The sequence below is a fragment of the Bittarella sp. HCP28S3_D9 genome (genome assembly GCF_052065655.1).
Lineage (GTDB): Bacteria > Bacillota > Clostridia > Oscillospirales > Ruminococcaceae > Bittarella > Bittarella massiliensis.
In genome coordinates, this window is the sequence record NZ_JBQHTP010000001.1 from 74090 (window position 1) to 99940 (window position 25851).

The following is a 25851-nucleotide window of genomic DNA, read 5'->3' on the forward strand; positions in this document are numbered from 1 at the left end:
ATCGCTCCTTTTCTCTGTCTGCACTACACCTTACTTATTTATAATGTCTGAAGGCGACAGAATGCGACAAAATAAAAAGGAAATTTTTGATCCTCTTTTTCCGGCCGTAAAGCTGCTATAATGGCAGTTGAAATGATGTCGGGAGAGAGGGGAAATGAAGCGATGCTGTCACACCGGGAACTGGGGGAGCTGCTGGACCGGGCCAAGGCCGGAGAGCAGGCCGCCTTTGACCAGCTCTACCGGGCCACCGCCCCCATTCAGCTCAGCCAGATCCGCCGCTATTTGGGAGAGGAGGAGGGGGCCGAGGACCTGTTGCAGGAGGCCTATCTGGTGCTGTGGAAAAACCTGGACAAGCTGCGCCAGACCGAGGGGCTGGTGGCCTATCTCAATCGCGTCACCTACAACCTCTGCATGAACCGGCGGCGCAGCAAGTCCAAGGAGCGGGCGCGGCTGCGCTCGCTGGAGGAGCTGCCCCCCTACCAGGAGAGGGCGGAATCGGTCAGCGCGCTGGAGGACTGGGAGGCCCAGGAACTGCTGCGGGAGGCCATGGGCTGGCTCGGGGAGGAGGAGTTGGAGGCCGTCTCCCTGCGCCACTTTCAGGGAAAGACGGTGCGCCAGATTGCCGAGGCCATGCACCTGTCGGAGCGGACGGTGCAAAGGCTGCTCAAATCGGCGGGCCAAAAGATGAAGAGGGGGGTCCTCCCCGCCTTCCTCCCCCTGCCGCTGGCCCTGGGGGGACGGCGCGCCCGCCCGCAGACCGGCCACAGCCGCTGGCTCCTCCCCGCGGCGGCGGTGGGGGCGGGGGTGCTGGTGGCCGCCGGGGGCGCGGCCCTCCCCCCGCCATTTTCGGCCGCCCTCTCCCCCGAGGGGCCGGCGCGGGAGAAGGTCGTCTCGGTGGAGGGGAAAACCGCCCTCACCCGCGCCCGGCTCATCGCCCCGGACGGCGCCGCCCTCCCCGTGGAGCAGGGGGAGGACGGCGTCTACCGGGCGGCAGTGCGGGAAAACGGCCGCTACCGGCTCGAGGTCTCCGGCCCCCTCGCCACTGCCGCCCGTGAGCTGTCGGTAGCGGATGTGGACCGGGAGGGGCCCCGGCTGATTTCCATCCGCCGAGAAGGGGGGCTGGTGAAGCTGACCTTTGCCGAAGAGAACGGGCTGGCGGAGGCCCGCTGCACCGGGGAGGACGGCGCTGTCTACCTGCCGGTGCGCAGCGAGGGGGACACCCTCTCCTTTGCCCTGCCCGAGGGCGCCTACCGCGCCGAGATCGCCGACGGGCTGGGCAACCGCTCTGCAGGCGAGGTGACGGTCGCCCCCTGAATGGCCGCAAAAGAGATGGAGAGCCGCACGGCCCAGACGGGCGGTGCGGCTCTCTCGCTGGATGGGGGGATGTGGAAGGGGTGAAGGTCTGCGCGGGGGGAGGCCGGTTTTCAGGCGCCGGGACGCTCTTTCCCTGGAAGGGGCGGCTCGGTTGGGCGATGGGGTCTCTGTTTTTTAGGGAGAGGGGGGCGGATGTTTGGGCAGCAGGGGGGCGGCTGGCCTCTTGCCGGGGCTCCCCCCTCTGAAAAAAGGTGACCCAGATTGGCAATGCCTTCTCCTCTTCTCCTGTGGAGGAGGGAGGCTGTGGGGACGGATGTTTGGGCGGTGGGAGGGACCGGTTTTCCTCGTACCCGGGACGCTCCCCCCTAAAAGGAGCCACTCGATTTGGCGATACCATCCCTGCCTTTTCAGAAAAGGGGGGCGGAGCGTCCCCCGGTGCGATGGGGAACGGGCGATCCTCTCCCGGCGGGCGGCAGCGGGACAAGCGAGTTTGGCGGCGCCGCTCCCCTTCCCCTGGAAAAGAGGGAGCGCGCCCCCCCACCCGCCGGGCGGAAGGGCCATCTCTCTACACTCGACCCGGCGGCGGGCGACCCTCCCCGCGGGGCAGGCGGCTGCTCCGGCCAAACGGGCAGGGGGGCATCACCGCCTTTTCAACGGCGGGCGGTCTGTCCCTGCGCCGGGGCAACAGGAGACGGGAAAAACCGGTCTGCAAATCACGGGCCCGGCGGGGCTGTGCCGGCGGTGCGACCGTGTGCCACCCCATCTCGCACGCCGTTTTCGGCTTATCCATCCCCTTTTTCCCCACCTGTGCAACTGTGCCACCGATCAAAAGGGGTATATAGGGACGTTTTCTCTTGAGGGCTCTCCCCCTCTGCGCAAATTTTTGCTCTCCCCATACGACCCCCTCTATTTTGGTTGCACAACTCGCACAGTGGCACACCGCCCCCTATTTTGCGGGGCGGACGGTGATGCGCACCACCTCGGGGCGGTTGAAGAGCCGCAGGGGCAGGGGGTAGTTGCCCAGCCCGCTGGAGATGAAAAGGTTTGTCTCCCCCTTGGTGTAGAGGCCCTTGTCGTAGATGGGGCCGCCCTGGAGCCGGGGGAACCAGCGGCCGTCCACCTGGGCCGGGCCCAGCAGGGGCAGCCGCACCTGGCCGCCGTGGGTGTCGCCGCAGAGGGTCAGGTCGGCGCCAAAGGCGAAGAAGGCCCGGGCGTTGGGGATGTGGGCCAACAGGATGCTGAAGCGGTTCTCCGGCGGGGAGGGGAAGGCGTTGTGCAGGTCAAAGGTGCCGGTGTAGGACTGGTTGTCGATGCCGTAGAGCAGGATCGTCTCCTCCCCCACCGTCAGCTCGGCGGTCTCGTAGTCCAGCACCGTGACCCCCCGCTGCCGCAGGGCGGAGAGAAAGCCCTCCTCCCCGTCGTGCTCGCCGGGGACAAAGTAGACCGGGTACTGCCCGGCCAGCTCTCCCAGCAGGGCCAGGGCGGTGGCCCTGCCCCGCTCGTCGTCCCGGGTGTACATGTCGCCGGTGACCAGGACGGCGTCGGGCTCCTGCCGCTCCACCCGCGAGAGCAGGGCGCGGTTGCCCCCGCCAAAGGTGGCCCCGTGCAGGTCGCTGAGCTGCACCAGGGTCAGGGGGGCGCTCACCTTCCCGCTCTCGATCGCCACCTCGGTGGTGACGAGGGCACAGGTCTGCTGCCACCAGAGGGCCAGCAGCAGCAAAAAGGCCAGCAGGGCCCCCATCCACCAGTGAAAGCGAACTCCTCTCTTGCCGCGTTTTGTCACCGGGCACTCCCCCTCTCTTGCTCCCCCCAGGATAGCGCCAAACGATGACGGAGGGCCGCACAAATTTCTTACGATTTGCAAAACCTCGTCCCCCCTCTTGCTGTCCCCCGCCCCTCTCCCTTTCCTTTCGACAAATTCTGCGCTATAATGGAGCCAACAGCGCGGCCGGGCGGTGGCCCGGTGCGCGCGAGGAGAGGAGGCGAGGCGGTTGTTCTGCGCGCTTTCCAGCTTTGGGGTGTACGGGATGCACGCCTACCCGGTGTCGGTGGAGGTGGACGCCGCCCGCGGACTGCCCGCCTTCGACATCGTGGGGCTGCCCGGCGCGGCGGTCAAAGAGGCGCGGGACCGGGTGCGCGCCGCCGTCAAAAACACCGGCTTTTCCTTCCCCGTCAGCCGGCTCACCGTCAACCTGGCCCCGGCGGACGTAAGAAAGGCCGGCTCGGTCTACGACCTGGCCATCTACCTAGGGGTGCTCTGCGCCTCGCGGCAGCTGGGGGCGGACCTGTCCGGGTCGGCCTTTCTGGGGGAGCTCTCCCTCAAAGGCGACCTGCGGCGGGTGGCCGGGGTGCTGCCCATGGCCATTGAGGCCAAACGGCGGGGATTCGCCCGCCTCTTCCTGCCCCGGGAGAACGCCTGGGAGGCCGGGGTGGTGGAGGGCATCGACATCCTGCCCGCGGCCACGGCGGGGGAGGTCGTCGCCCACCTGACGGGGGCGGCCCCTATCGCCCCCTTTGCCGGCGGGCGGGAGAGCGTTCCGGAGGGGGAGGAGATGCTCCCCGACCTGGCCGACGTCAAGGGCCAGCACCTGGCCCGCCGGGCGCTGGAGGTGGCGGCCTGCGGCGGCCACAACCTGCTGATGGTGGGGCCGCCGGGGGCCGGCAAGTCGATGCTGGCCAAGCGGCTGCCCTCCATCCTCCCGCCCATGACCTTTGCCGAGCAGCTGGAGACCACCATGGTCCACTCCATCGCCGGGCTGCTGCCGCCCGACACCGCCCTGGTGCGCCGGCGGCCCTTTCGCGCCCCCCACCACACCATCAGCCCGGTGGGGCTGACCGGGGGCGGCCCCACCCCCCGGCCGGGGGAGATCTCCCTGGCCCACAACGGGGTGCTGTTTCTGGACGAGCTAGCCGAGTTCTCCCGCGGGGCGCTGGACGCCCTGCGCCAGCCTCTGGAAAACGGCTCGGTCACCATCACCCGGGCCCAGCACACCCTGACCTTCCCCTGCGAGATCATGCTGGCCGCCGCCCTCAACCCCTGCCCCTGCGGCTACCTGCACCACCCCACCCGGTCCTGCACCTGCACCGCCGGCCAGATCGCCCGCTACCGCGGGCGGGTCAGCGGCCCCATCCTCGACCGCATCGACCTGCACCTGGCGGTAGAGCCGGTGGAGTACAGCGACCTCTCCTCCCGGGAGCGGGGGGAGTCCTCCGCCGCGGTGCGGGCGCGGGTGGCGGCGGGCAGGCAGCGGCAGCTGGAGCGGGCGGAGCGCACCGGCGCCCTCTGCAACGCCCGGCTCTCCCCGGCGGCGGTGGAGGCCGTCTGCCCCCTGACCCCCGGGGCCGAGCGGTTGCTGAGGGGGGCCTTTGACACCCTGGGGCTGTCGGCCCGGGCGCGGGACAAACTGCTCAAGCTGGCCCGCACCGTGGCCGACCTGGACGGCTGCGACCAGATCGCCGAGGCCCACATGGCCGAGGTCATCCAGTACCGGCAACTGGACCGGCAGGGCGGCTGGTAGGCGCAAAAAAGAGGGCCCGGCGGAAGGGTGTTTCCTTCCGGCGGGCCCTCTTTTGCCGCGGGATGGGTGGTCAGCGGCCCCTCTGCTCCCGCCGCACCTGGGCGACGATCTGCTCCGCCGCCTCCTTGTCCTGCTTTTTGACGTAGATGTAATAGGGCTTTTCAAAGCGGGAGCCGCTGCCGTCGCCGCCCCAGTCCCAGCGGCCCATCCGGTCGCTGTTGGGGGTGCGCCAGCAGTAGGGGATACCGGCTTTCGTCAAAGCCCGGGTGATGGCCGTGCTCTCCGCCAGGGAGTAGCCCATGTAGATCTCCGGCCGCCCGATCCAAAAGAGCATTGCAAACGCCTCCTTCCGGCGCAGTGCGCCCGCTGCTAGGTGTGGCTGCACAGGGGGATGCGCCCCTCGGGCAGCCAGTCAAAATCCCCCTGCACAAAGAACGCGTCCTCCCCCGCGCAGGGGATGGGGACAAAGCCGGGGGCCCGGTCCCGCCAGAAGCCCAGCTCCACCCGCCGGGTCGCCGGCCCCGCCAGGGCGGCCACCGCCTCGTTCAGGCTGTCGGGGCCCCAGTGCTGCCAGAGGGTGAGGGTCTCCCCCGCAAAGGTGGCGGCGGCCACCCCGCCCCGCGGCAGGCGGTAAAAGCCGTTTTGCAGGGGGCCCAGGGCGTAGAACAGGCAGAGCGGCCCCCCGCCCGCCTGCCAGATGTCGGCCCCTGTCGGGGCGCCCTCAGCCAGGGAGAAGAGCTCCCGCTGCACCGCCGGGTCGCCGGTGTCCAGGGGGCGGGCCGTCCCCTCCCCCGCCCCGCGCAAGGGGCGAAAGAGGAGCTGCTCCTCTGCCCGGACAAAGCCGAATTTGGGGTAGAAGTCCAACACGCTGGGGTTTGCAAAGAGGAAGAGGCCGTCGCACCGCCCCGTCCAGTCGGCGAGCACCCGTCGGAGCAGCCGGGCGGAGAGGCCCTGCCCCCGGCAGGCGGGATGGGTCTCCACCGTGCCCAGTTGCAGGTAGCGCCGCCGCTGCCCCCGCACCCAGAACTCCATGGGGCTGACCGAGACGTTGGCCACCACCCGCTCCCCCTCCACAACGGAGTAGGGGATGTAGCCCTCCCCCCAGTAGCCGGCCCGATACCACCCCTCAAAGGAGAGGCCGAAGACCGCCTCGGTGAGGGCGTTCAGGCTTTGGCGGAGGGCGTCGTTCTGCCGGTAGCCCACCGCGATTTTCCGCTCTGGCATGGCGATCCCCCCTCTCTGCCCCCATCATACCCGGCGGAAACCGCCCTGTCAATGGGGAGAGGGCGTTTGGCGGGGCTGTGCGGCGGGGGTGCTGTCCTCGCCCGAAAGCCCCCCAGCCGTTCGGCCCGGGCCGGGATGCCCTTTTCTTCCCCTCCTCTGAAAACAGATGGCGGTGCGGCAGCTTGCCGGGGAGGCGCGCCGGCTTTTCTGGCTGCCTTTGCCTCTGGGCGCGCCCAGCTCTGCTCTCCGCCCGCGCAAAGGCCCCGCTCGGTTTTCCGCCCCAGTGCTGGGGGAAGGGCCAGGGAGGGAAGGCCTGGAAATTCGCCCTTTCTATCGCCTGCCATCCGGTTTCGTCTTCTCCCCCGTTCCTGCACTGGGCAGAAGACTTGGGGTATGGGCGCTGAAAATCCGCACTGCTCGAAGGGGAGCGAGGGCGGGAAGGCCCCTCTCCTTGCCGCCCATCACCTACTCCCTTAGCCCTCCATCCCTGCCTCGGGAGTGGGGCATGGGGACCGCACACCTCCCGGAGGGGGGAACTCGGAAAGCCGCCCGGCGGGGGGATCAGTGGAAACTTGCTCCCGCCTATCGCCCAGTTCCCCTCACCCTCCTGTCCCGGCGCCGGGGGTGGGCTTGGGGCATAGACAAGAGCTGAAAATCCGCACTGCCGGAAGGGCGGAGAGCCTGGAAAGCCGCCCTGCGGGGAGAGCGGTGGGGAACTTGCCCCGCCTGTCGCCTGGTTTCCCTTACCCCCCTGTCCCGGCGCCGGAGACAGGCCTGGGTGCAAGGGCAAGAGCTGGAAATCCGCACTGCCAGAAGGGCGGAGAGTCCGGAAAGCCGCCCTGCGGGGGGAGCGGTGGGGGACTTGCCCCCGCCTGTCGCCCGGTTTCCCTTGCTCCCCTGTCCCGGTGCCGGGGGTGGGGCTGGGGGGCAAGGACAAGAGCTGAAAATCCGCACTGCCGGAAGGGCGGACAGCCCGGAAAGGCCCCTTCCCCGCCTCTGCATCGGAAGTGGGCGGAGGGCTCCGATGGAGGACTGGAAAGCGCGGGAGCCTGCTCTCCTCCTCTCCCCGTCCCCCCGCCTCTGCTCTGCCCATTGCCCTCTGCCCCTATGCCGGGAGGGCCAACGGGCTTCCCCCCTCGCTCCTCTCCCCGGCGCGGGGGCGTTTTGCCCGGCCGCGCGGCGGGTGTGGGGGATGCGGCAGATGCGGCCACGCCGCCTCCACCCGGACCCCCCGGCCATTCGACTTTTGCGCCGGGTGGGGGGTGGAGGCCCCGCTCCCCCTGCGCCCGCCCTCCTGTTCGGGAACAGGCACACCCCTCCCCGCTACAACAGGACGTTTTCGACCAGCGTTCCCCGGTACAATGGAGAAAAGGGGACCGCGCAGAGAGGCCCCCCGGCCAGGGCCCCCTCCCCTGCGCCGGGGCCTCTCTCCCCCACCCGTCCCGCGCCGGGCGCCAAAAAGCGCCCGCCCGGCTCGTTCGCCGGACAGGCGCTCCTCTCTCACTTGTGGTATTTGATGTTGCCGCCGATGCAGAAGGCCCGGTAGAGCTGTTCCAGCAGCATCACCCGGAACAGCTGGTGGGGGAAGGTCATCTCCGAGACCGAGAGCCGCAGCTGGCAGGCGGCCTTGACCCGCTCGTCCAGCCCGTAGCTGCCGCCGATCACCAAATCCAGCGAGCTGTGCCCCGAGAGGGGCAGGCCGGACAGCAGCTCGGCAAAGGCGGGGGAGGACATCTGCCGTCCCTCCACGCAGAGGGCGATGGCGTAGCTGCCGCTCATCTTGGCCAGCAGCCGGTCCCCCTCCCCGCGGACCACCTCGTCTATGCTGTCGTGCAGCCGCTCCTCCGGCAGCTCGATCACGTTCAGCTTGCAGAAGGCCTGCAGCCGCTTGGCGTACTCCGCACAGCCCTGCTGCAGGTAGCGCTCCTTGCACCGGCCCACGCAGAGCAGATTGACCCGCATCATCTCAAAACGCCCAGAGGAGGGAGGCCTCGTCCCGGGGCATGACCTCCAGCATCACGTCCTGCCCGGCGCCCACCAAAGCCCCCATCTGCCGCAGCTTGGCGGCGCTGGTCTCGAAGGCCAGCCCGGGGAAGTTGGAGTTGATGCTCAGGTGGGCCAGCAGAAAGCGGCTGACCCCCCGGCGGGTCAGCTCCTCCACCGCGTCGGCACAGCAGTCGTTGGAGAGGTGCCCGCTCTCGGAGATGATGCGCCGCTTCAGGTAGTAGGGGTAGCCGCAGGCGCGGAGCATGTCCTCGTCGTAGTTGGACTCGATGAGCACCGCGTCGCTGCCCTCCACCCGCTCGTAAAACCGGTCGGGCAGCACCCCCATGTCGGTGGCCACGGTGATTTTTCGCCCCTCGTCGGTGGTGACGATGTAGCCCTGGCTGCCCTCGCAGTCGTGGCTGGTGGCCATGGCCTCCACCGAGAAGCCGGGCAGCCGGGCCGGGCAGCTCTCGTCTATGTAGCGGACCTCCACCTCGGGGGGGAGGGCGTCCTTCTGGCGCAGGGCGGCGGCGGTGGCCGGTGAGGCGTAGAGGGGGACCGGCCGGTTTTTCAAAAACACCTTCAGCCCCCGCACGTGGTCGATGTGCTCGTGGGTGACGAAGACCCCCAGCAACCCGGCGGGGTCGATCTCCCGCCGGGCCATCTGCTGCAGGGTCTGGCGGCAGCTCTTGCCCATGTCCACCAGGATGCCGCCGCTCTCGCCGCCGATGTAGGTGCTGTTGCCGCTGCTGCCGCTGTAGAGCGAACAAATGGAAGTCATAAAATCTCCTTTTTCAAAGGGGGACGGGAGGTCACTCCTCCACCTTTTTGATGTCTGCCCCCAGGTCGCGGAGCTTGGAGATGATCTCCTCGTAGCCGCGCTCGATGTGGCGGATGTCGCTGATCTCGCTGGTGCCCTCGGTCATCAGGGCGGCGATGACCACCGCCGCGCCGGCCCGCAGGTCCACCGCCTTGATGGCGGCGGCGTGGAGGGCGGGCACCCCGCTGACCACCGCCACCCGGCCGTCCACCTGGATGTCGGCCCCCATCTTCCGCAGCTGCTCGGTGTAGGCAAAGCGGTTGTCCCACACCCCCTCGGTGATGATGCTGGTGCCGTCGGCCACCGAGAGCAGGGCGGTGATCTGGGGCTGCATGTCGGTGGGGAAGCCCGGGTGGGGCAGGGTCTTGACGTTGCACTTGCAGACCGGGCCCTCTCGCTTGACCCGCACCGCCTCGTCGTACTCGGTCACCTGCACCCCGGCCTTTTGCAGGGTGGCGGTGATGGATTCCAGGTGCTTGGGGATCACCCCGCTCACCAGCACGTCGCCGCCGGTGGCGGCCGCGGCCACCATGTAGGTGCCCGCCTCGATCTGGTCGGGGATGATGCCGTACTCGGTCTGGCCCAGGTGCTCCACCCCGTGGATCTTGATGACGTCGGTCCCGGCGCCGCGGATGTCGGCCCCCATGGAGTTTAAAAAGTTGGCCAGGTCCACGATGTGGGGCTCCTTGGCCACGTTTTCCAGGATGGTGACCCCCTGGGCCTTGACGGCGGCCAGCATCACGTTGATGGTGGCCCCCACCGAGACGATGTCGAAGTAGACGTGGGCGCCGATGAGCCGGTCGGCCTTGACGTGGATCACGTCGTCGTTGATGGTGGCCTGGGCGCCCAGCGCCTCCAGCCCCTTGAGGTGCTGGTCGATGGGGCGCACCCCGAAGTTGCAGCCCCCCGGCAGGGCGACCCGCGCCTCGCCGTACCGGCCCAAAATCGAGCCGATAAAGTAGTAAGAGCCCCGCATGTACTTGGTCAACTCGTGGGGTACGTCGGTGCAGTTGATGGTGGTGGGGTCGATCTGCAGGGTGTTTTTGGTGATGGGGGTGACGGTGGCCCCCATGGACTGCAAGATGGCCACAGTGGTGGCGATGTCGCTGATGGCGGGCACGTTTTCAATGATGCAGGGCCCCTCGGCCAGCACCACCCCGGGCAGGATGGCCACCGCCGCGTTCTTGGCGCCGCTGATGTTCACATCGCCCATGAGGGGCTTTCCGCCCCGAATAACGATCTTTTCCAAATCCAAACTCTCTCCCTTTATCTGCGGGCAGATCCCCGCTTCCCAAACCCGCGCCAAGGGCCCCGAGGGGGGTGGGCGCGGTGGCCAAAAAGAGGCGGCCGCCTTCGCCCGCCCGGGCGGGACAGCCCCTCTGTATCATCTGCAGTTGTTTCTGCTCTGGCCGCCGGGCGGCCTGCTGCGTCTGTTGGTCGGCAAAAGCCAGTGACGTCCCGGGAAAAGGGCGCAAACCCCTCCCCGGTAAATCAAATTATAGTATATCATCTTTGCCGTTTGTTGAAAAGAGAGTGCGGCGCATTTTTCGGCGGCGCTTCCCGGGCGGGAGCGGAAGGGGGCTCCCTAGTAGAATGCCCCAAAAAATTTTCCAGATTCCGGTTGTCGGGCGGCGGGAGAGGGGAATTTTGTCAGCCCGGCAGGCGGTTTTTGCGCAGCCACTCCAGGGCGCAGTTGGCGTAGAGGGCCGCCCCGGTGGGCAGGGCCCGGTCGCGCAGGAAGAGGGCGGACTTCTCGGCCCCGTTCGCCCCGCCGTCCCCCGGCTCGCCAAAGCCCAGGTAGAGGTGGGCGGTGGGCACCCGGTTGGAGAGAAAGGAGAAGTCCTCCGACGGCATCACCGGGCCGGCGGCCAGGTCCGTCTTCTCGGGGCGGACGATCTCCCGCACAAAGGGGGCCAGTTCGGCCAAAAGGGCGCTGTCGGTGTGGATGGAGCCCAGTTTCAGCTGCTGCTCGATGGAGGCGGTGGCCCGGTAGAGGGGCGGCAGCTTCCAGCACAGCTCCTCCATCCGCCGCAGCAGGTGGGTGCGCAGGTCCGGGTCGTAGGCCCGCAGGGTGCCCCACATCTCGCAGCTGGAGGGGATGATCCCCCCCGGCCCCCCGGCGCGGATGCCGCCGACGGTGAGCACCGCCGTGGCGGAGGGGGGCGTCTCCCGGGCCACCAGCTCCTCCAGGGCCTGGTAGAGGCGGACGGCCACGGCGATGGGGTCGGCGCAGTTGTGGGGCATGGCCCCGTGGCCCCCCAGGCCGTTGACGGTGATGTGGAAGCTGTCGGTGGAGGTGAGCACCCGACCCGGGTGGGCGCAGACCGCCCCCAGGGGATAGGGCGCCAGGGCGTGCAGGGCCAGGACCGCGTCCACCGGGGGGTCCGCCAGCACCCCGGCGTCCACAATGGCCTTGGCGCCGGGGCAGCTCTTGTCCACCCCCTCCTCGTTGGGCTGAAAGACCAGCTTCACCGTCCCCTCGATCTGGTCCTCCACCCGCTTGAGGAGGCGGGCGGCCCCCAGCAGCATGGCGGCGTGGGCGTCGTGCCCGCAGGTGTGGGCCGCCCCCGGGTTCTGGGAGCGAGCGGGGTGCCCGGCGGGCTCGTCCACCGGCAGGGCGTCGTAGTCGGCCCGCAGGAGGATGGTCTTCCCCCGGCCGCTACCCACAGTGGCCACCAGGGCGCAGGGGCAGATCTCCCTGGGGGCATAGCCCTCGTGCTCCAGCTGGCGGCGGATGTAGGCGCACCCCTCCTGCAGGTCAAAGCCCAGCTCCGGGTGGGCGTGAAAAAAGTCGCGGTCGGCGGCCATGGCGTCCATCATGTCGCCGCGAAAAGCCCGCGCGGACAGCTCGTACATCGATCGACCCTCTCCTTTTCCCGCCGGGCGCGCCGGCGGCCGTTTCTGTCTCCCACTATACCATCCCCCCCGCCCCCCTTACAAGGACAACCGCCCCTGCAAAAAAAAGCGGGGCAGCTCTTTTGAGCTGCCCCGCTGGGGAAAAGGCGATCGGGCGCTTAGACGTAGCTGGCCGGGTTCCTGGCCGAGCCGCCGACGCGCACCTCAAAGTGGCAGTGGTTGCCGGTGGCGTTGCCGGTGCGGCCCACGGCGGCGATCTTCTGCCCGCGGGAGACCGACTGGCCGGCCGACACGTAGAGGGCGCTGCAGTGGGCGTAGAGGGTCTGCATCCCGTTGCCGTGATTGATGATGATGTGGTAGCCGTAGGGCCCGCTGGTGCTGACCTTGGAGACCACCCCGTCGTCCGCGGCGTAGATGGCGGTGCCGCTGGGGGCGGCGATGTCCATGCCGGTGTGGCCGTAGTAGCCCCAGTAGCCGCAGCTGACATAGCCGCCGGCCACCGGCCACCGCAGGGAGCCGCTGCCGGTGGGGCCGCTGCCGTTATAGGTCTGGGTGCTGCCCGAGTAGGAGGGGGCGGGGACGTTGGTGCCCACCACCTTTTTCTCGGTCACCGGCTCGGAGAGGACCTTGGACGCGAGGATCTCCTTCTCGGTCTCCTCGCCGCCGATGAGGGTCTGCTTGGCGGTGATCTCCTTGACCCCCTCCTGGCCCTGGACCACGACCTTCTCGTAGCCCTTGTTGTAGCTGTTGGTCTCGCTGGTCTCGGTCTCGTAGGGGATGGACTCCTCGTAGGTGATCTCCCGCACCACCTTCACCTGCAGGTAGGGGACCGAGCGCTGCACCCGCACCGGGGTGCCGGCGTAGAGGCTGTCTTCAATGGTGGGGTTGAGGGCCACCAGCTCCGAGAGGGTGACGTTGTTCTTGGCGGCGATGCCGATGGGGGTGTCCCCCGACTCGGCGGTGTAGGTCTTTTCCGCCTGCTCCTCCGAGTGGAGCAGGGCGATGATCTCCTCGTCGCTCTTGACCGTCTCGTTGGGGTAGAGGCCGGGCTTGATCTCCACCGATTTGGAGAAGTCGACGGTGCCCTCGGGGTACTCCTCCACGTAGGGGGCCTTGATGGCCGCCAACTCGGCCTGCAGGGCGGTGGCGTCCACCACGGCGCCCTGCAGAACCCCGTCCACATAGAGGCCGGCGGCCTCGGTGATCTCCTCGCCGGAGGAGGCGATCAGGGTGTCGGCCAGGGCCTCGGTGGTGACCACCTCGGCCTTGGGGACCACGGCGATGGAGTAGGTGGGGCTCTTGATGAACTCGCTCCCCTCCTCGTCCTTGATGGCGATGCGGTCGTTGACCACCTTTTTGGCCTCGTTGAAGGTGGTCTCGCTGTCCACGTAGCCCACCACCTGGTCGTTGTACTCGACCTTGAGGACAAAGTTGAAGTTGAGGATGAGGGCGATGACCGCGGCGCTGACCCCCAGGGCCGCCACCGGCATCAGGTAGTTGAGCACCTTAAAGAGGGTGGGTTTGGTGCGCCCATACCAGTGGCCCAGCTGTTCGCGGCCGGAGCGGTTGGGGTCCTTGTGGGCCCGGTGCACCTCTTTGGCGCCCTGCACCACGTGGTGAAAGGCCCGCTCCAGGGGGTAGGCGATGTGCTTTTTCGCCCAGACCAAAAAGAGGGCGAAGCTCTTGCGGATGTTGTGGGGGAGGCGGCGGAGGGCGATCCCCAGGGAGGTGAAGAACTTCTTCATCACCTTGGTGAACCGGGCCCACCGGTGTATGGCCACGGTGCCGACATAGCAGCCGTAGCGGTCAACCCTTTGGAGGATGTATCGACAGGTGCGCTTCCAATCTCTCTTCTCTTTCCCGGTGCCCCCGCTGTGGTCCTGCTCGCCAACGGAACGCTTCTTGCCAAACAGGCCGCCAGACAGATGCGACATCCAATCACTCCTTACTCGCTGTAGTGGTTGCAAATCTTACAGAAAGGTTACAACTTGGTTACTATTATACCTCTGTGCTGTAAGATTTCAACCCCCTTTTCCCGATTTCAAGTATCTACCAGCGGGTCAAAGATGGCAAAAACGGCTTTGCCATGCGGTTTTTTCGTCTTTTAAAAAGTTACAAACTCTGTAACTTTTTGTGATTTCCCCTTGAAAAGGAGCCCATTTTTCCCCTATTCCGGCACTTCCCGCCGCCAAAAGGGGAGGGTTTCCTCCCCCACCGGGCCGCAGAGGGCGGCCATGTCCGCCGGCAGGGGGGCAAACAGCCGCACCCACGCCCCCCTCTCCGGGTGGAAAAAGGCCAGCCCCGCGCAGTGCAGGGCCTGGCGGGAGAGGGCGGCGCAGTCCCCGCCGTAGAGGGCGTCGCCCAGCAGGGGGTGGCCCAGGTGGGCCATGTGCACCCGGATCTGGTGGGTGCGCCCGGTCTCCAGGGAAAAGGCCAGCAGGCTGCGCCCGCCGGGCAGGGGGCGCAGGGTGCGGTAGTGGGTCACCGCCCGCTGCCCGGCCGGGTCCACCCGGCGCAGGCCGCTGTCCTCCCCCGCCCGGGCGATGGGGGCGTCCACCGTCCCCGCAGGGGGCTGGGGGGCGCCGGACACCGCCGCCAGGTAGACCTTTTTCACCCAGGCCGGGCGGGCCACCAGCAGGGAGGCCGCCAGCTGGTTTTTCGCCACCAGCACGCAGCCGGTGGTGTCCTGGTCCAGCCGCCCCAGCACCCGAAAGGGGGCCTGCACCCCCAGCCGGTCGCAGTGGGCGGCAAAGACGTTGGCCAGGGTGTCGGCCGGGTGGGCCCAGGAGGTGTGGCAGGGCATCCCCGCCGGCTTGTCGAAGGCGACGAAGTCCTCGTCCTCCCAGAGGATGGGGACCGGGGTGTCGCAGCGGGCGTAGGTGTTCTCCTCCTCCCGCAGGGTGACTTCCAGCCTGTCCCCCTCGGCCAGCCGGTCCACGGTGCGGACGTGCGCCCCGTTTCGCAGCAGCCCCAGGGGGTCCTTTTTCAGTCGGGTCAGGGCCCGGCTGGAATACCCCTTTCCCTTTAAAAGGGACTTGACCGTCCGCCCGGCCTCTGCCGGGCCGATGGGGTAGACAAATCGGCGCACCGCTCTCCCCTCCCCTCTCTGCGCGCGGCGCAAAACAAAAATCAGTATAGCGCATCCGGCCGAAAAAAGCAAAACGCCGCCGCCCGGGTGGCCGGGCGGCGGCGTTGACGCGGTTTGGCAAGACTGCATATCTGCCCTCGCGGGGGTCCTTTTGGCCTACCTCTCGGCGGCCAGGGCGGCGTTGATCTTTTCCGTCAGCTCCTCGGCCATGGCCGGGGTGAAGCGGTCGCCGGTGGCGCTGTCCAGATGCTGGGCCATCCCCCAGAAGATGACCTTGAAGTGCTCGTCCAGGGCGGGGCCGATCTGTTCGGGCAACAGCAGCCCCTTCTCCACCAGGTAGTCGTAAAAGACCCGGCGGGCGGTGGGATCTTCCAGCAAGTCGGTGTAGTGGGTGTCGGTGGTCATGGCGAAGGGGGCCGCCCGGTCGCTGACAAGCTGCAGCCGCTGCTCCAGGCGGATGTCCCGGGAGTGGGGGCCCACCTGCAGCAAAAACTCGCCGCTGTCGGCCACCCAGCCGCAGGCCGGGTCATAGTAGCAGAAGTCCCGGCTGTCCAGCCAGAGCTCCACCCGCTTTTTCTCCCCGGGGGCCAGCTCCACCCGGCAGAAGGCCTTCAGCTCCCGCTCGGGGCGGGGCAGCTTGGAGCAGCGGTCGCGCAGGTAGAGCTGCACCACCTCGGCCCCGGCCATGGAGCCGGTGTTCTCCACCTGGCAGGAGAAGCAGACCCGGCCGGGCAGCGCCAGCTCCCGGGTGGAGAGCTGGGGCTCGCTGTAGGCAAAATCGGTGTAGGAGAGGCCGTAGCCGAAGGGGTAGAGGGGCTCCACCCGCTTTTTGTCGTAGTAGCGGTAGCCGGCGTAGATGCCCTCGCAATAGAAGTGGCTGTCCCCCGCGCCGGGGAAGTTGAGGTAGGCCGGGGTGTCCTCCAGCCGCTTGGGCAGGGTCACCGGCAGCCGGCCGCTGGGGTTTTGCAGCCCCCAGACGATCTCGGCGGCGGCGCGGCCGCTGCCCTCGCCGGAGAACCAGAGGTCCAGCACCCCGGCCACCCGGTCGATCCAGGGCATGGCCACCGACTCGCCGTTGTAGAGCAGCACCACCGTGTTGGGCTGCACCGCGGCCACCGCCTCCACAAGGGCCTCGGTGGCGGGTTCCAGGGCCATGGTCTTGCGGTTGAAGTCGTCGTCCTCGGGGGGGAGGAAGGCGCCGGCAAAGACCAGGGCCACCTCGGCCTCGGCCGCCACCTTGGCCGCCTCGGCCAGCAGGGCGGGGTCGGTCTGGTAGTCGGCGGTGTAGCCGGGGGCAAACTGCAGCTGGCAGCCGGGGGCGGCCAGGGCGGCCAGCTCGTCAAAGGGGATGTCGGGGCAGCGGGCGTTGATGGCGGCGCAGCCGGTGCCGTTGAACTGGGGCTTTTTGGCCAGGTTGCCCAGCACCGCCACCTTTTTCACCCCCGGGCCCAGGGGGAGGACCCCGTCGTTTTTCAGCAGCACGGCGCACTGGGCGGCCGCCTTGCGGGCCAGCTGGTGGTGGGCCTGCCAGTCGACCTGGGGGCGCTCCTTCCCCTCCTTGCTGTAGCGCAGCACCAGCTTGAGGATCTGCCGGCAGCTCTCGTCCAGCCGCTCGGCGGGGATGCTGCCGTCCTTCACCCCGGCCACCAGGGCGTCGACGCAGCTCTTGCTGGGGGGCATCTGAAAGTTGAGCCCGGCCCGAAAGGCCTCCTTGGAGTTTTTGACCGCCACCCAGTCGCTCATCACCAGGCCGTCAAAGCCCCACTGCTCTCTCAAGATGTGGGTGAGCAGCTCCTCGCTCTCGCAGGCCTGCACCCCGTTGACCTTGTTGTAGGCCCCCATCACCGCGCAGGGGCGGGCCTTTCGCACCGCCCGCTCGAAGCCGGCGAGGTAGATCTCGTGCAGGGCGCGGGGCTCCACCACCGAGTCGATCCAGGTGCGCTTGTAGTCGGCGTTGTTGCAGGCAAAGTGCTTGATGCAGGCGGCCACCCCGCCGCTCTGGATCCCCTCCACCATCCCGGCAGCCATCTCCCCCGAGAGGGCCGGGTCCTCGGAATAGTACTCGAACCCGCGGCCGGCCAGGGGGTGGCGGCGCAGGTTCATCCCCGGGCCCAGGAGCATCCCCACCCCCTGGGCCTTGCACTCCTCGGCGATGGCGGCGCCCACCTCCCGGGCCAGCTCGGGGTTCCAGGAGCAGGCCAGGGCCGAGCCCGCCGGGTAGCAGGTGCTGGGGATGGTGCGGGCCAGGGCCTCTTCGCTGTCAAAGGAGAAGAACATCACGTTCTCAAAGAGGTCGTTTTCCTCCTTGTCCTCGCTCCCCTGCTGCAGCCGCAGGCCGCTGGTGCCGTCGGCCATCACCAGGCTGGGCACCCCGTACTGGGGCATGGCCACCGTCTTCCAGTGGGTGGCGCCGGTGCAGAGGCGGGCCTTCTCCGCCAGGGTCATCTTCTGCAGGATCTCTTCGATTTGGTGCATTCTTTGCCCTCCCTTTCCCTTGGCCGCCGCGCCCCACGGCGGGCGGACGGCTGTCTCTGACTGCATTGTACCGCAGCGGGAGGGGGACTTTCCTTCCCATTTTCTAAAAAAAATAGGCAAAACTTGCGTTTTTCCATTGCAGTTTCGGGGCCAATCGGCTACCCTGAGAGGGAGGAGAGGAGGATGCGAGATGGCGGAGGCGATCTGGGAGCAGATGCGGCCCACCGGGCGGCTGCTGGGCAACCTCTACATCCACGGGGAGTCGGGCATCCACCCGGTCCCCGCCCACTGGCACCCCGAGCTGGAGGTCAACTGCTACCTCTCCACCCCGGTGGAGCTGGTGCTCAAGGGGGAGAGCTTCTCCCTGCCGGCAGGGGCGGTGGCCCTTGTGCCCGGGGGCGAGGTGCACAGCCTGACCCCCCACAAGACGGACGCGCCCGAGGGGATCTCGGTCTTTTTCACCCCGGCCCTGCTGCGGCAAAACGACGCCGGGTTCGACCGGACCGGTTTCCTGCGGGGGCCGGTGGAAAACCCCGCCCTGACCGAGGCGATGGCCGCCCTGCTCGCCCAGTGGAGGGCCGCGGCGGGCGACCCCCTGGGGCACCTGCTGCTCAACGCCCGGTTTTGCGAGCTGCTGCACTGCCTGCTGCGCGACTGCCGGACGGCGGACGCCCCCCCGGGGGAGGGGAGCGTTCGCCAGTGGGAGCGCTGCCGCCAGGCCCTGGACTTTCTGGCTGGGCACTTTCGGGAACCGGTGAGCCTGGAGGGGACGGCGGCGGCGCTGGGGCTCTCGGCGACCCACCTGTCGCGGCTGTTCCGGCGCTGCCTGGGCACCGGCTTCAAAGCCCACCTCCAGTCCCTGCGGCTGGACTGGGCCCTGGGACAGCTGGACGGCTGGGAGGGCGGGCTGCTGGACCTAGCCCTGGCGGCGGGCTTTGCCGACTACCGGGCCTTCTGCGCCGCCTTCCGCCGCCGCTTCGGGGTGACCCCCCTGCAGTACCAAAAGGGGCGGCAGATGGGGGAGGAGCCCTTCTCCCGCGCCCCCTGGATCGGCTGGGAGCGGGGCGGGGGGACGACCGCCGGCCCGGGCGACCGGTGATATAGAAGGGGGAAGGACAGTGAAGAGATGGTGTGCCCGCTGTGGGTTCTGGTTCCCGGCGATCGGCGTTTTGCTGGTGTTGGCGAGGGAGTGCGCCCTGCCCTCCTCCCGCTGGCAAAACCTGCTGCCCCTGGCCAATCTGCCCCTCACCGCCCTGCTGCACTGGCTGGCGCCGGGGGTGCTCTCCCCCCTCTCCGACGGGGTCTCCCTCACCCGCTGGCAGACGTTGGCGCGGTGGCTGCCCTACTACCTGCTCTTTGTGCTGAGCTATCTGGGGTACGGACTGCTGTTGGACTGGCTCCTGCGGCGAAAAAAGCGCCGCTGACGGACAAAACAGGGGACCGCTGACAGCGGTCCCCTGTTTTTCTTCCCCATTCAAATGGAAATCAGCGAAAGTGCCCGGTGAGGGCCGCCTCCTGCAGGATGTGCCCCCGAATGGCCGCCAGCAGCTGCCGCTTTCGCGCCGTGGGGGGCAGTTCCAGCCGGCAGTCGAGGGCAAAGATCCGGAAGCGGTAGCGGTGGGACCAGCGAAACGGGGGCTTGGGTCCCCGGTACCTGTTTTTGCCGTAGCCCACCCCCTGCACCGCCTGGTCGAGGGGGCCCACCGCCCCGCCCCCGGGCAGGCCGCCGGGGAGGCGGGCGGCGGGCGGGATGTTCCAGACCACCCAGTGGTTGTAGGCCGGGACGGGGTGGTCCAGGTCGTCCAGCAACAGGGCGAGGGTGACCGCCCCCTCGCAGAGCCCGGTCAGGACCAGTTCGGGGGAGCGGTCCTCCCCGTAGCCGGTGTGCTCGGTCGGGATGAGGCCTCCCTCTTCAAAACAGGGGGAGGAGAGGGACAGTTCCTTCACGCTGCAGTTCCCCTTTCTCTTTTCGCCCTTCGCCCCGCGGCAAAAGAGAGGCCCCGGCGCGGGTGGCCGGGGCCTCGCCTGTGCGCCCGGGCACAGGGGATCTTTGGGCTGTTTACTCGCTTACTTGCAGACTTCCACCGACCAGCCGGCGGGGCCCTCGATCTTGCCCCACTGAATGCCGGTGAGGGTGTCGTAGAGGCGCTGGGAGACGGGGCCGATCTGGCCGCCGCCGATCTCCATCACCTTGTCGCCCCACTTGAGCTCGCCCACCGGGGAGACCACGGCGGCGGTGCCGGTGCCGAAGCACTCCTTCAGCAGGCCCTTGTCGTAGGCCTCGGCCACCTCGTCGATGGCCAGGCGGCGCTCGCTGACTTTCAGCCCCCAGCCGGCCATCAGCTCCAGGGCGGACTTGCGGGTGATGCCGGAGAGGATGCTCCCTTGCAGGGCGGGGGTCACCACCTCGTCGCCGATGACGAAGAAGATGTTCATGGCGCCCACCTCTTCGATGTAGCGCCGCTCGACCCCGTCGAGCCAGAGGACCTGGGCGTACTTCTGCTCAGACGCCTCCTCCTGCGCCTTGAGGCTGGCGGCGTAGTTGCCGCCGGTCTTGGCAAAGCCCATCCCGCCCCGCACGGCGCGGACATAGGACTTCTCGACGTAGATCTTGATCGGGTCGAGCCCGGCGGCGTAGTAGGGGCCGGAGGGAGAGAGGACCACCACGTAGTAGTAGCTGTTCGAGGCGTGCACCCCCAGCTTGCCCTCGGTGGCGATGATGAAGGGGCGGATGTAGAGGGAGGCGTCGGGGATGTGGGGCACCCAGTCGCGCTCGATCTCCACCAGCTGCTTCAGGGCCTTCAGGCAGAAGGCCTCGTCCACTTTGGGGATGCACAGCCGTTCGCAGGAGGTGTTGAGCCGCTTGAAGTTCTCCTCCGGGCGGAAGAGGAGGATGCGGCCGTCGGCGGCGCGGTAGGCCTTCATCCCCTCAAAGACCTCCTGCCCGTAGTGCAGGCACATGGCGGACGGGTCCAGCGGCAGGGGGCCGTAGGGCTTGATGACGGGGTCGTGCCAGCCCCGGCCCTCGGTGTACTCCATCACGAACATGTAGTCGGTGAAAATCGAGCCGAAGCCCAGCTTGCTCTCGTCCTGGGGTTTGGATTTGAGGGCGGCGGCCCGCTCGAATTTGATTTCGGTCATGGTACTCTCTCCTTTTCTCGTGGCTTTCTTTTCATTGTAACACGCGGGGGGCGGTTGTCAATCGCCCGCCGGGCGGGAGAGACCGCCCTAGTAGGCGACCCCCTGGGCCAGCATGGCGTCGCAGACCTTGGTGAAGCCGGCGATGTTGGCCCCCACCACCAGGTTGCCCTGGCGGCCGTACTTCTCGGCGGCCTCGTAGGCGCTGTGGAAGATGCCCACCATGATGCCCTGCAGCTTCTGGTCCACCTCTTCGGCGCTCCAGCTGTAGCGCATGGAGTTCTGGCTCATCTCCAGGCCGGAGGTGGCCACCCCGCCGGCGTTGGCGGCCTTGGCGGGCCCAAAGAGGACCCCCGCCTGCAGGAAGGCCTCCACGGCCTCGGGGGTGGAGGGCATGTTGGCCCCCTCGGCCACGGCCATCACCCCGTTTTTGATGAGGGCGGCGGCGCCGTCGGCGTCCAGCTCGTTCTGGGTGGCGCAGGGGAGGGCGATGTCGCAGGGGGTGTTCCAGATGCCGCGGCTGCCCTCGGTGTAGGTGGCGCCGGAAACCCGGGCGGCGTACTCGCGGATGCGCCCGCGCTCCACCTCTTTGATCTGCTTGATGACCGCCAGGTCGACGCCCCGCTCGTCGACGATGTAGCCGGCGGAGTCGGAGAGGGCGATGACCTTGGCCCCCAGCTCGGTGGCCTTCTGGGCGGCGTAGATGGCCACGTTGCCCGAGCCGGAGATGACCACCGTCTTCCCGGCGAAGGAGTCGCCCTTCATCTCGGCGAGCATCTCCTGGGTGAAGTAGCACAGGCCGTAGCCGGTGGCCTCGGTGCGCACCAGGCTGCCCCCGTAGGTGAGGCCCTTGCCGGTGAGGACGCCGGTGAACTCGTTTTTCAGACGCTTGTACTGGCCGAAGAGGTAGCCCACCTCCCGCGCGCCCACGCCGATGTCCCCGGCGGGCACGTCGGTGTCGGGGCCGATGTGGCGGTAGAGCTCGGTCATAAAGCTCTGGCAAAAGCGCATGATCTCCAGGTCGGACTTGCCCTTGGGGTCAAAGTCGGAGCCGCCCTTGCCGCCGCCCATGGGCAGCCCGGTCAGGCTGTTTTTGAACACCTGCTCAAAGCCCAGGAACTTGATGACCGAGGCGTTGACGGTGGGGTGCAGCCGCAGGCCGCCCTTGTAGGGGCCGATGGCCGAGTTGAACTGGACCCGAAAGCCCCGGTTGACCCGCACCCTGCCGCTGTCGTCCACCCAGGGGACGCGAAAGACGATCATCCGCTCGGGCTCGACCATCCGCTCGATCACGCCCCACTTCTCGATTTCCGGCCGGGCCTGGATCACCGGCTCCAGGGACTCCAACACCTCGCGCACGGCCTGCAAAAATTCCGGCTCCCCGGCATTTCTCTTGCAGACGGCGTCGTAGACTGTGGTGAGGTACTCGCTTTGAAAGGACATACTCATTTCCTCCTTTTTCTCCCCGCAGGGTGTGCTTTCATACTTTATATCGGTACAGTATGGAGTTATTGTACTGCGGGAAACCCCGCCAATGCAACTGTTTTTGCGAGAAAGCCGCCAATCGCCGCCACTTTCAGAGCATTTTATAGTTCACCGGGCGGCAAACCGGTTTTGCTTTGTGAAAAATTGCAAGAACCGGGCACCCAAAATTGCAAAGTGGCGGTTTGGCTTGCGAACGGGCCGAGCTCCTGCTATAATAGATACGCTCTAACAGCGCAACAGTGCAAACGACACAACGGCGGGCGACAAGGCCCGCGCGCGAAAGGAACATCGCTATGACCTGTAAACAGTGCGGCGCATATCTCCCCGACGACGCCACCTTCTGCCCGGTCTGCGGCTGTGCCAAAGACCCCGGCCAGGGGGCCGGGGCCCAGCAGCAAGCCGGCGGGTACCAGCAGCAGGGGCAGCCCTACCAGCAGTCCTACCAGCAGCAGGGGCAGGGGTACTACCAGCAGGGCGGCCAGGGGCACTACTGCAGCACCTGCAACAACTTCCTGCCCGCAGGCACCGCTGTCTGCCCCTACTGCGGGGCGCGCCAGTACGTGCCGGGCTACCCCCAAAAGTCCAAGGTGGCGGCCGGGGTGCTGGGAATCCTCCTGGGCGGTTTTGGCGCCCACAACTTCTACCTGGGCTACACCGGCAAGGCGGTCTTGCAGCTGGTTTTGACCCTGTGCAGCTGCGGCATCGCCAGCCTCTGGGGCTTTATCGAGGGGATCTTGATCCTCACCGGCTCCATCGGCACCGACGCCAACGGCGTCCCCCTGAGCAACTGATTTTTGTTTTCCAGCGAGTAGACCATGTGGCGGCGCGCGAGGCTCGAAAGGGCCCGCGTGAGGAAAGTCCGGGCTCCATCGGGCAAGGGTAACTGCTAACGGCAGCCGAAGGCGACTTTAGGGAAAGTGCAACAGAAAGAAACCGCCGGGGTCCCCCCGGCAAGGGTGGAAAGGCGAGGTAAGAGCTCACCAGCGCACAGGAGACTGTGCGGCTCTGTAAACCCTACCCGGAGCAACACCGCACAGAGGGCAGATGGGCGCCCGACCCGTCCTCGACAAGGTGGCTAGAGCTGCGCGGCGACGCGCAGTCGAGATAGATCGTCACACATGACAGAACCCGGCTTATGGTTTAGTCGCTTGAAAAAGGCCCGGCGCACAGCGAGAGCTGCGCGCCGGGCTTTTCTTCTGTCCGATCGCTGTCAGTCAAACCGGGCGGCAAAGCTGCCCGAGTGCTTCAGGGTCGCCGAAAAGAGATAGAAGCGGACCGGCCCCTCCCCCTGTGCGGGGAAGGCGGCGCTGCCCCTGTCGCGGTCAAAGAGGGTGCACCGCCAGGGAAACAGCTCCTCGCTGGACAGGGGGCCGCCGTCAAACAGTTCCTGGAAGGCGGCCTTCTGGCCGGTCAGGTCCGCGGCGCAGGCCTCCTTCAGCTCGCCCCCCTCAAACAGCTCCTGCTGAAACTGCACCGTCACCTCTTCGCCCCGGCGGCACATCTGGATGAGGCGGAAGGGCACCCCCTCCACCGCAAAGGGGATGTCGAGGGCGCGGCGCTGCCCCTCCTCCAGGGCGATGAAGTCCTCGCCGTCGTCCCGCCCACAGGTGACGCACAGCCCCCAGAAGCGGACGGCCGTCACCCGCTCCCCGGCGGGCATCCCCTGGGGGACATAGACCTTCGCCCCCGCCCCTTCATCGCGCACCGCCTCCTCTCACCAATGGATACGGATGCGGGGGGCCGTTTGTCACCGCCCGCCCCCCTCTCCGCCAAAAAAAGCGGCCTGTCCGCCGGACAGGCCGCAGGGGGCGCCGCCGCTCAACCGGCGGCATAAAAGTCCATCATTCGCAGGAGCATGGCCTGAAAGAGGGCGTTGTCCACCCTCAGGGCCAGCTGGCAGTTGCCCCCCTCCCCCTTCTTGGGGTTGGTGGCGGTGGTCTTTCCGTCGACTCCGGAGCCCGGTCTGGCCTGCACCCGCAGGTCGGCCGCCTGGGTGGTGACCACCGGCGGGTTGACCACGCTGGCCACGGCCAGGGCGTCGTTGAGGGTGAGGCCGGATTGGCTGCTCCGGGTGGCGGCGTAGTCGGCGATCCCCTTTAGCAGGGCGGAGGCGCGGCCCTCCTTTTCCAGGAGGACCGCCAGGTTGTCCTGGCTCAAATAGGTCTTTGTGGTGACGTCGAGCCCCACGACGGTGAGGGGGACGCCGCTGGCCAGCACCACCTGCCAGGCCTCGGGGTCGCTGTACACGTTGAACTCGGCCTGGGCGGTGATGTTGCCCCCGCTGAGGCTGCTGCCCATGACGGTGATCTTCGCCAGGTACTGGGGCAGGTCGGGGTATTTTTGCAGGGCGGTGGCGACGTTGGTGAGGGGGCCCAGGGCGATGACCTGCAGCTCTCCCCCGGCGGCCACCGCCTCCTGGTAGAGCCGGTCCCAGGCGGGCAGGCTGTCAAACGCTCTGCCGGGATCGGGCAGCTTGACCCCGCCCAGGCCGTTGCTGCCGTGGGCGTACTCGGCGGTGACCGCCTCCCTCGAGAGGGGGGCCGCCGCCCCCTGGGAGACCGGGCAGTCGATCCCCAGGTAGGCGCAGAGGGCCAGGGCGTTGGGGCCGGTGTGGGCGAGGGGGGCGTTGCCCTGTACCGCGCAGACAGCGCGGATGTCAAGCTGCTCACAGCTGGCGGCCAGGGCCAGGGCATAGGCGTCGTCGGTCCCGGGGTCGCAGTCGATGACCACCGGGACGGGGCCGGTCACCGGCTTCCCCAGCGGCAGGTTTTGGCGATCGCCCCCCGCGTCCAGGGGAAGGGCGCCCTCCTTCGCCGGGGGGCCGCCGCAGCCGCTCAGCAGCAGCGCGCAGGTCAGCAGGGCGGCCGCCGCCCGCTTCCAGAGACTTCTTTTCACAGTGGGTCCCTCCTTTTGCAGCGGGGGCCGCCCTCTCCCACTGGGGAAAAGGCGGCCCTATCCACGGCCTTTAAAGGCCGTTTTTCATGGCCAGCCGCACGTCGCTGCCCACAAAGCGGACGTCCACGTAGGAGCCCGCCAGGCGGGAGGTGATGCGGTCGGTGTAGGCTTGGGAGATCTCGGCAAAGGTGAGGTTGGTGTTGACGATGGTGGGCCGCCCGGCGGAGAGCCGGGTGTTGACCAGGGTGTAGAGGGTGGAGACGGCAAAGGGGGTGGAGAACTCGCTGCCCAGGTCGTCGAGGATGAGCAGGTCGCAGCCCAGCAAGGAGGCCAGGGTGTCCCCCTGCCGGTCGGCGCCGAACTTCTCTCTTTCCAGGATGGCGACAAAGTTGCCGAAGCTGCCGTAGAGGACGGAAAATCCCCTCTGGATGACCTGGCTGGCAATGGCCAGGGAGAGGTGGGTCTTGCCCAGCCCGGTGGCCCCCATCATCAGCAGGTTGGGGCTGTGCAGGCCAAAGTGGGCGGCGTAGTCCTTGCAATAGGCCAGCACCTCCCCCATCACCTCAAAGGGGGTGTCGCCGGGGCGGCCCTCCCTGCTGTAATAGCGCAGGTCAAAGCTGTCGAAGGAGCACAGCCGCAGCCCCGACTGGCGGTTGATGCGCTCGGCCTCCACCTGGCGCAAAAGGGCGCCGTAGCAGTGGCAGCGGCGGTTGCCCACCACGCCGGTGTCCTGGCAGTCGGGGCAGGTGAAGGGGGGCTTGAGGTAGTCCTCCGGCCAGCCGTTTTCCCGCAGGAGGCGGGCCTTCTCCTCGGCGAGGGCGGCGCCTCGCTGGCGCAGCCCCTCCAGCAGTTCCCCCCGGTCGGCGCCGGCGGAGATGACGGCCTTGGCCACCCCAGCCCCGGTGCGGCGCAGCTCCCCGTCCACCTGGGCCAGGCGGGGGCACCGCTCGTAGCACTCCCGCCGGCGGCGGGCCTGCTCCTCAAAGGCGGCGCGGCGGCGCTGGGACAGGAGCTGGTGGACCCGGTCGTAGACGGCTTTTTCGTAGGCCATG

The 25851-nt window shown here is 68.0% G+C and carries 21 protein-coding genes and 1 other RNA gene; 6 read left to right on the top strand and 16 right to left on the bottom strand.

The annotated features are described in order from the left end of the window. Positions 1 to 120 precede the first annotated feature (120 nt). A complete protein-coding gene (locus ACTNAU_RS00330) occupies positions 121 to 1314 on the top strand; it encodes an RNA polymerase sigma factor (protein WP_441097181.1) in 1194 nt (397 codons plus the stop codon). A gap of 946 nt (positions 1315 to 2260) precedes the next feature. Here ACTNAU_RS00330 and ACTNAU_RS00335 read toward each other — a convergent pair. After that, complete coding sequence (locus tag ACTNAU_RS00335) at positions 2261 to 3097, bottom strand: metallophosphoesterase (protein ID WP_441097182.1); 837 nt, start codon at positions 3095 to 3097, stop codon at positions 2261 to 2263. Between the two features lie 208 nt (positions 3098 to 3305). Between ACTNAU_RS00335 and ACTNAU_RS00340 the strand changes: the two genes are divergently transcribed. Then, positions 3306 to 4832: a YifB family Mg chelatase-like AAA ATPase gene (locus tag ACTNAU_RS00340; RefSeq protein WP_441097183.1), complete on the top strand. Its 1527-nt coding sequence runs from the start codon at positions 3306 to 3308 to the stop codon at positions 4830 to 4832. Between the two features lie 70 nt (positions 4833 to 4902). On the opposite strand, the gene ACTNAU_RS00345 is transcribed toward ACTNAU_RS00340, so the two are convergent. The 9 genes from ACTNAU_RS00345 to ACTNAU_RS00385 form a co-directional block, all read right to left on the bottom strand. Next, the gene (locus ACTNAU_RS00345; RefSeq protein ID WP_021660245.1) at positions 4903 to 5166 is read right to left on the bottom strand and encodes a hypothetical protein; all 264 of its coding nucleotides are present in this window, start codon (positions 5164 to 5166) and stop codon (positions 4903 to 4905) included. A gap of 35 nt (positions 5167 to 5201) precedes the next feature. Next, on the bottom strand, positions 5202 to 6056 hold the full coding sequence (locus ACTNAU_RS00350; RefSeq protein ID WP_441097184.1) for a GNAT family N-acetyltransferase: 855 nt from the start codon (positions 6054 to 6056) through the stop codon (positions 5202 to 5204). 1500 nt (positions 6057 to 7556) lie between these two features. Further along, positions 7557 to 8021: a 23S rRNA (pseudouridine(1915)-N(3))-methyltransferase RlmH gene (locus tag ACTNAU_RS00355; protein WP_441097185.1), complete on the bottom strand. Its 465-nt coding sequence runs from the start codon at positions 8019 to 8021 to the stop codon at positions 7557 to 7559. A gap of 1 nt (position 8022) precedes the next feature. After that, complete coding sequence (locus ACTNAU_RS00360; RefSeq protein ID WP_441097186.1) at positions 8023 to 8823, bottom strand: MBL fold metallo-hydrolase; 801 nt, start codon at positions 8821 to 8823, stop codon at positions 8023 to 8025. 31 nt (positions 8824 to 8854) lie between these two features. Next, positions 8855 to 10111: a UDP-N-acetylglucosamine 1-carboxyvinyltransferase gene (locus tag ACTNAU_RS00365; protein WP_185916464.1), complete on the bottom strand. Its 1257-nt coding sequence runs from the start codon at positions 10109 to 10111 to the stop codon at positions 8855 to 8857. 401 nt (positions 10112 to 10512) lie between these two features. Further along, positions 10513 to 11718: a M20 metallopeptidase family protein gene (locus ACTNAU_RS00370; RefSeq protein ID WP_441097187.1), complete on the bottom strand. Its 1206-nt coding sequence runs from the start codon at positions 11716 to 11718 to the stop codon at positions 10513 to 10515. 158 nt (positions 11719 to 11876) lie between these two features. Then, positions 11877 to 13652, bottom strand: a complete 1776-nt coding sequence (locus tag ACTNAU_RS00375) for a M23 family metallopeptidase (RefSeq protein ID WP_216402044.1) — start codon at positions 13650 to 13652, stop codon at positions 11877 to 11879. Between the two features lie 233 nt (positions 13653 to 13885). Beyond that, a complete protein-coding gene (locus ACTNAU_RS00380) occupies positions 13886 to 14806 on the bottom strand; it encodes an RluA family pseudouridine synthase (RefSeq protein WP_441097188.1) in 921 nt (306 codons plus the stop codon). A 156-nt stretch (positions 14807 to 14962) separates the two neighbouring features. Further along, the gene (locus tag ACTNAU_RS00385; RefSeq protein WP_441097189.1) at positions 14963 to 17281 is read right to left on the bottom strand and encodes a beta-glucosidase family protein; all 2319 of its coding nucleotides are present in this window, start codon (positions 17279 to 17281) and stop codon (positions 14963 to 14965) included. A gap of 190 nt (positions 17282 to 17471) precedes the next feature. Here ACTNAU_RS00385 and ACTNAU_RS00390 point away from each other — a divergent pair, with 190 nt between their 5' ends. Next, entirely contained in the window at positions 17472 to 18380 is a 909-nt protein-coding gene (locus tag ACTNAU_RS00390) for an AraC family transcriptional regulator (RefSeq protein ID WP_441097190.1), read from the top strand. A gap of 19 nt (positions 18381 to 18399) precedes the next feature. Further along, positions 18400 to 18705 (top strand): hypothetical protein, encoded by a 306-nt coding sequence (locus tag ACTNAU_RS00395; protein WP_441097191.1) that lies wholly within the window; start codon positions 18400 to 18402, stop codon positions 18703 to 18705. 61 nt (positions 18706 to 18766) lie between these two features. On the opposite strand, the gene ACTNAU_RS00400 is transcribed toward ACTNAU_RS00395, so the two are convergent. The 3 genes from ACTNAU_RS00400 to gdhA all read right to left on the bottom strand — a co-directional run bounded on the left by ACTNAU_RS00400 (position 18767) and on the right by gdhA (position 21862). Then, positions 18767 to 19228 (bottom strand): YbhB/YbcL family Raf kinase inhibitor-like protein, encoded by a 462-nt coding sequence (locus tag ACTNAU_RS00400; RefSeq protein ID WP_441097192.1) that lies wholly within the window; start codon positions 19226 to 19228, stop codon positions 18767 to 18769. A gap of 120 nt (positions 19229 to 19348) precedes the next feature. Then, positions 19349 to 20422 carry a branched-chain amino acid aminotransferase gene (locus ACTNAU_RS00405; RefSeq protein ID WP_441097193.1) on the bottom strand — a complete coding sequence of 358 codons (1074 nt, stop codon included), beginning with the start codon at positions 20420 to 20422 and terminating at the stop codon, positions 19349 to 19351. Positions 20423 to 20509: 87 nt separating this feature from the next. Next, entirely contained in the window at positions 20510 to 21862 is a 1353-nt protein-coding gene (gene gdhA / locus ACTNAU_RS00410; RefSeq protein ID WP_441097194.1) for an NADP-specific glutamate dehydrogenase, read from the bottom strand. Positions 21863 to 22197: 335 nt separating this feature from the next. Here gdhA and ACTNAU_RS00415 point away from each other — a divergent pair, with 335 nt between their 5' ends. Both ACTNAU_RS00415 and rnpB read left to right on the top strand, forming a co-directional pair. Next, positions 22198 to 22695 carry a TM2 domain-containing protein gene (locus ACTNAU_RS00415; RefSeq protein ID WP_185916474.1) on the top strand — a complete coding sequence of 166 codons (498 nt, stop codon included), beginning with the start codon at positions 22198 to 22200 and terminating at the stop codon, positions 22693 to 22695. A 14-nt stretch (positions 22696 to 22709) separates the two neighbouring features. Then, positions 22710 to 23055, top strand: an RNA gene (gene rnpB / locus ACTNAU_RS00420) — RNase P RNA component class A. 59 nt (positions 23056 to 23114) lie between these two features. Here rnpB and ACTNAU_RS00425 read toward each other — a convergent pair. From ACTNAU_RS00425 to ACTNAU_RS00435, 3 genes are all read right to left on the bottom strand, one after another. After that, entirely contained in the window at positions 23115 to 23609 is a 495-nt protein-coding gene (locus ACTNAU_RS00425; protein ID WP_441097195.1) for a hypothetical protein, read from the bottom strand. A gap of 113 nt (positions 23610 to 23722) precedes the next feature. Next, a complete protein-coding gene (locus ACTNAU_RS00430) occupies positions 23723 to 24799 on the bottom strand; it encodes a nucleoside hydrolase (RefSeq protein ID WP_441097196.1) in 1077 nt (358 codons plus the stop codon). Positions 24800 to 24869: 70 nt separating this feature from the next. Continuing rightward, positions 24870 to 25850: an ATP-binding protein gene (locus ACTNAU_RS00435; RefSeq protein WP_021661191.1), complete on the bottom strand. Its 981-nt coding sequence runs from the start codon at positions 25848 to 25850 to the stop codon at positions 24870 to 24872. Between the last annotated feature and the right edge of the window lies 1 nt (position 25851).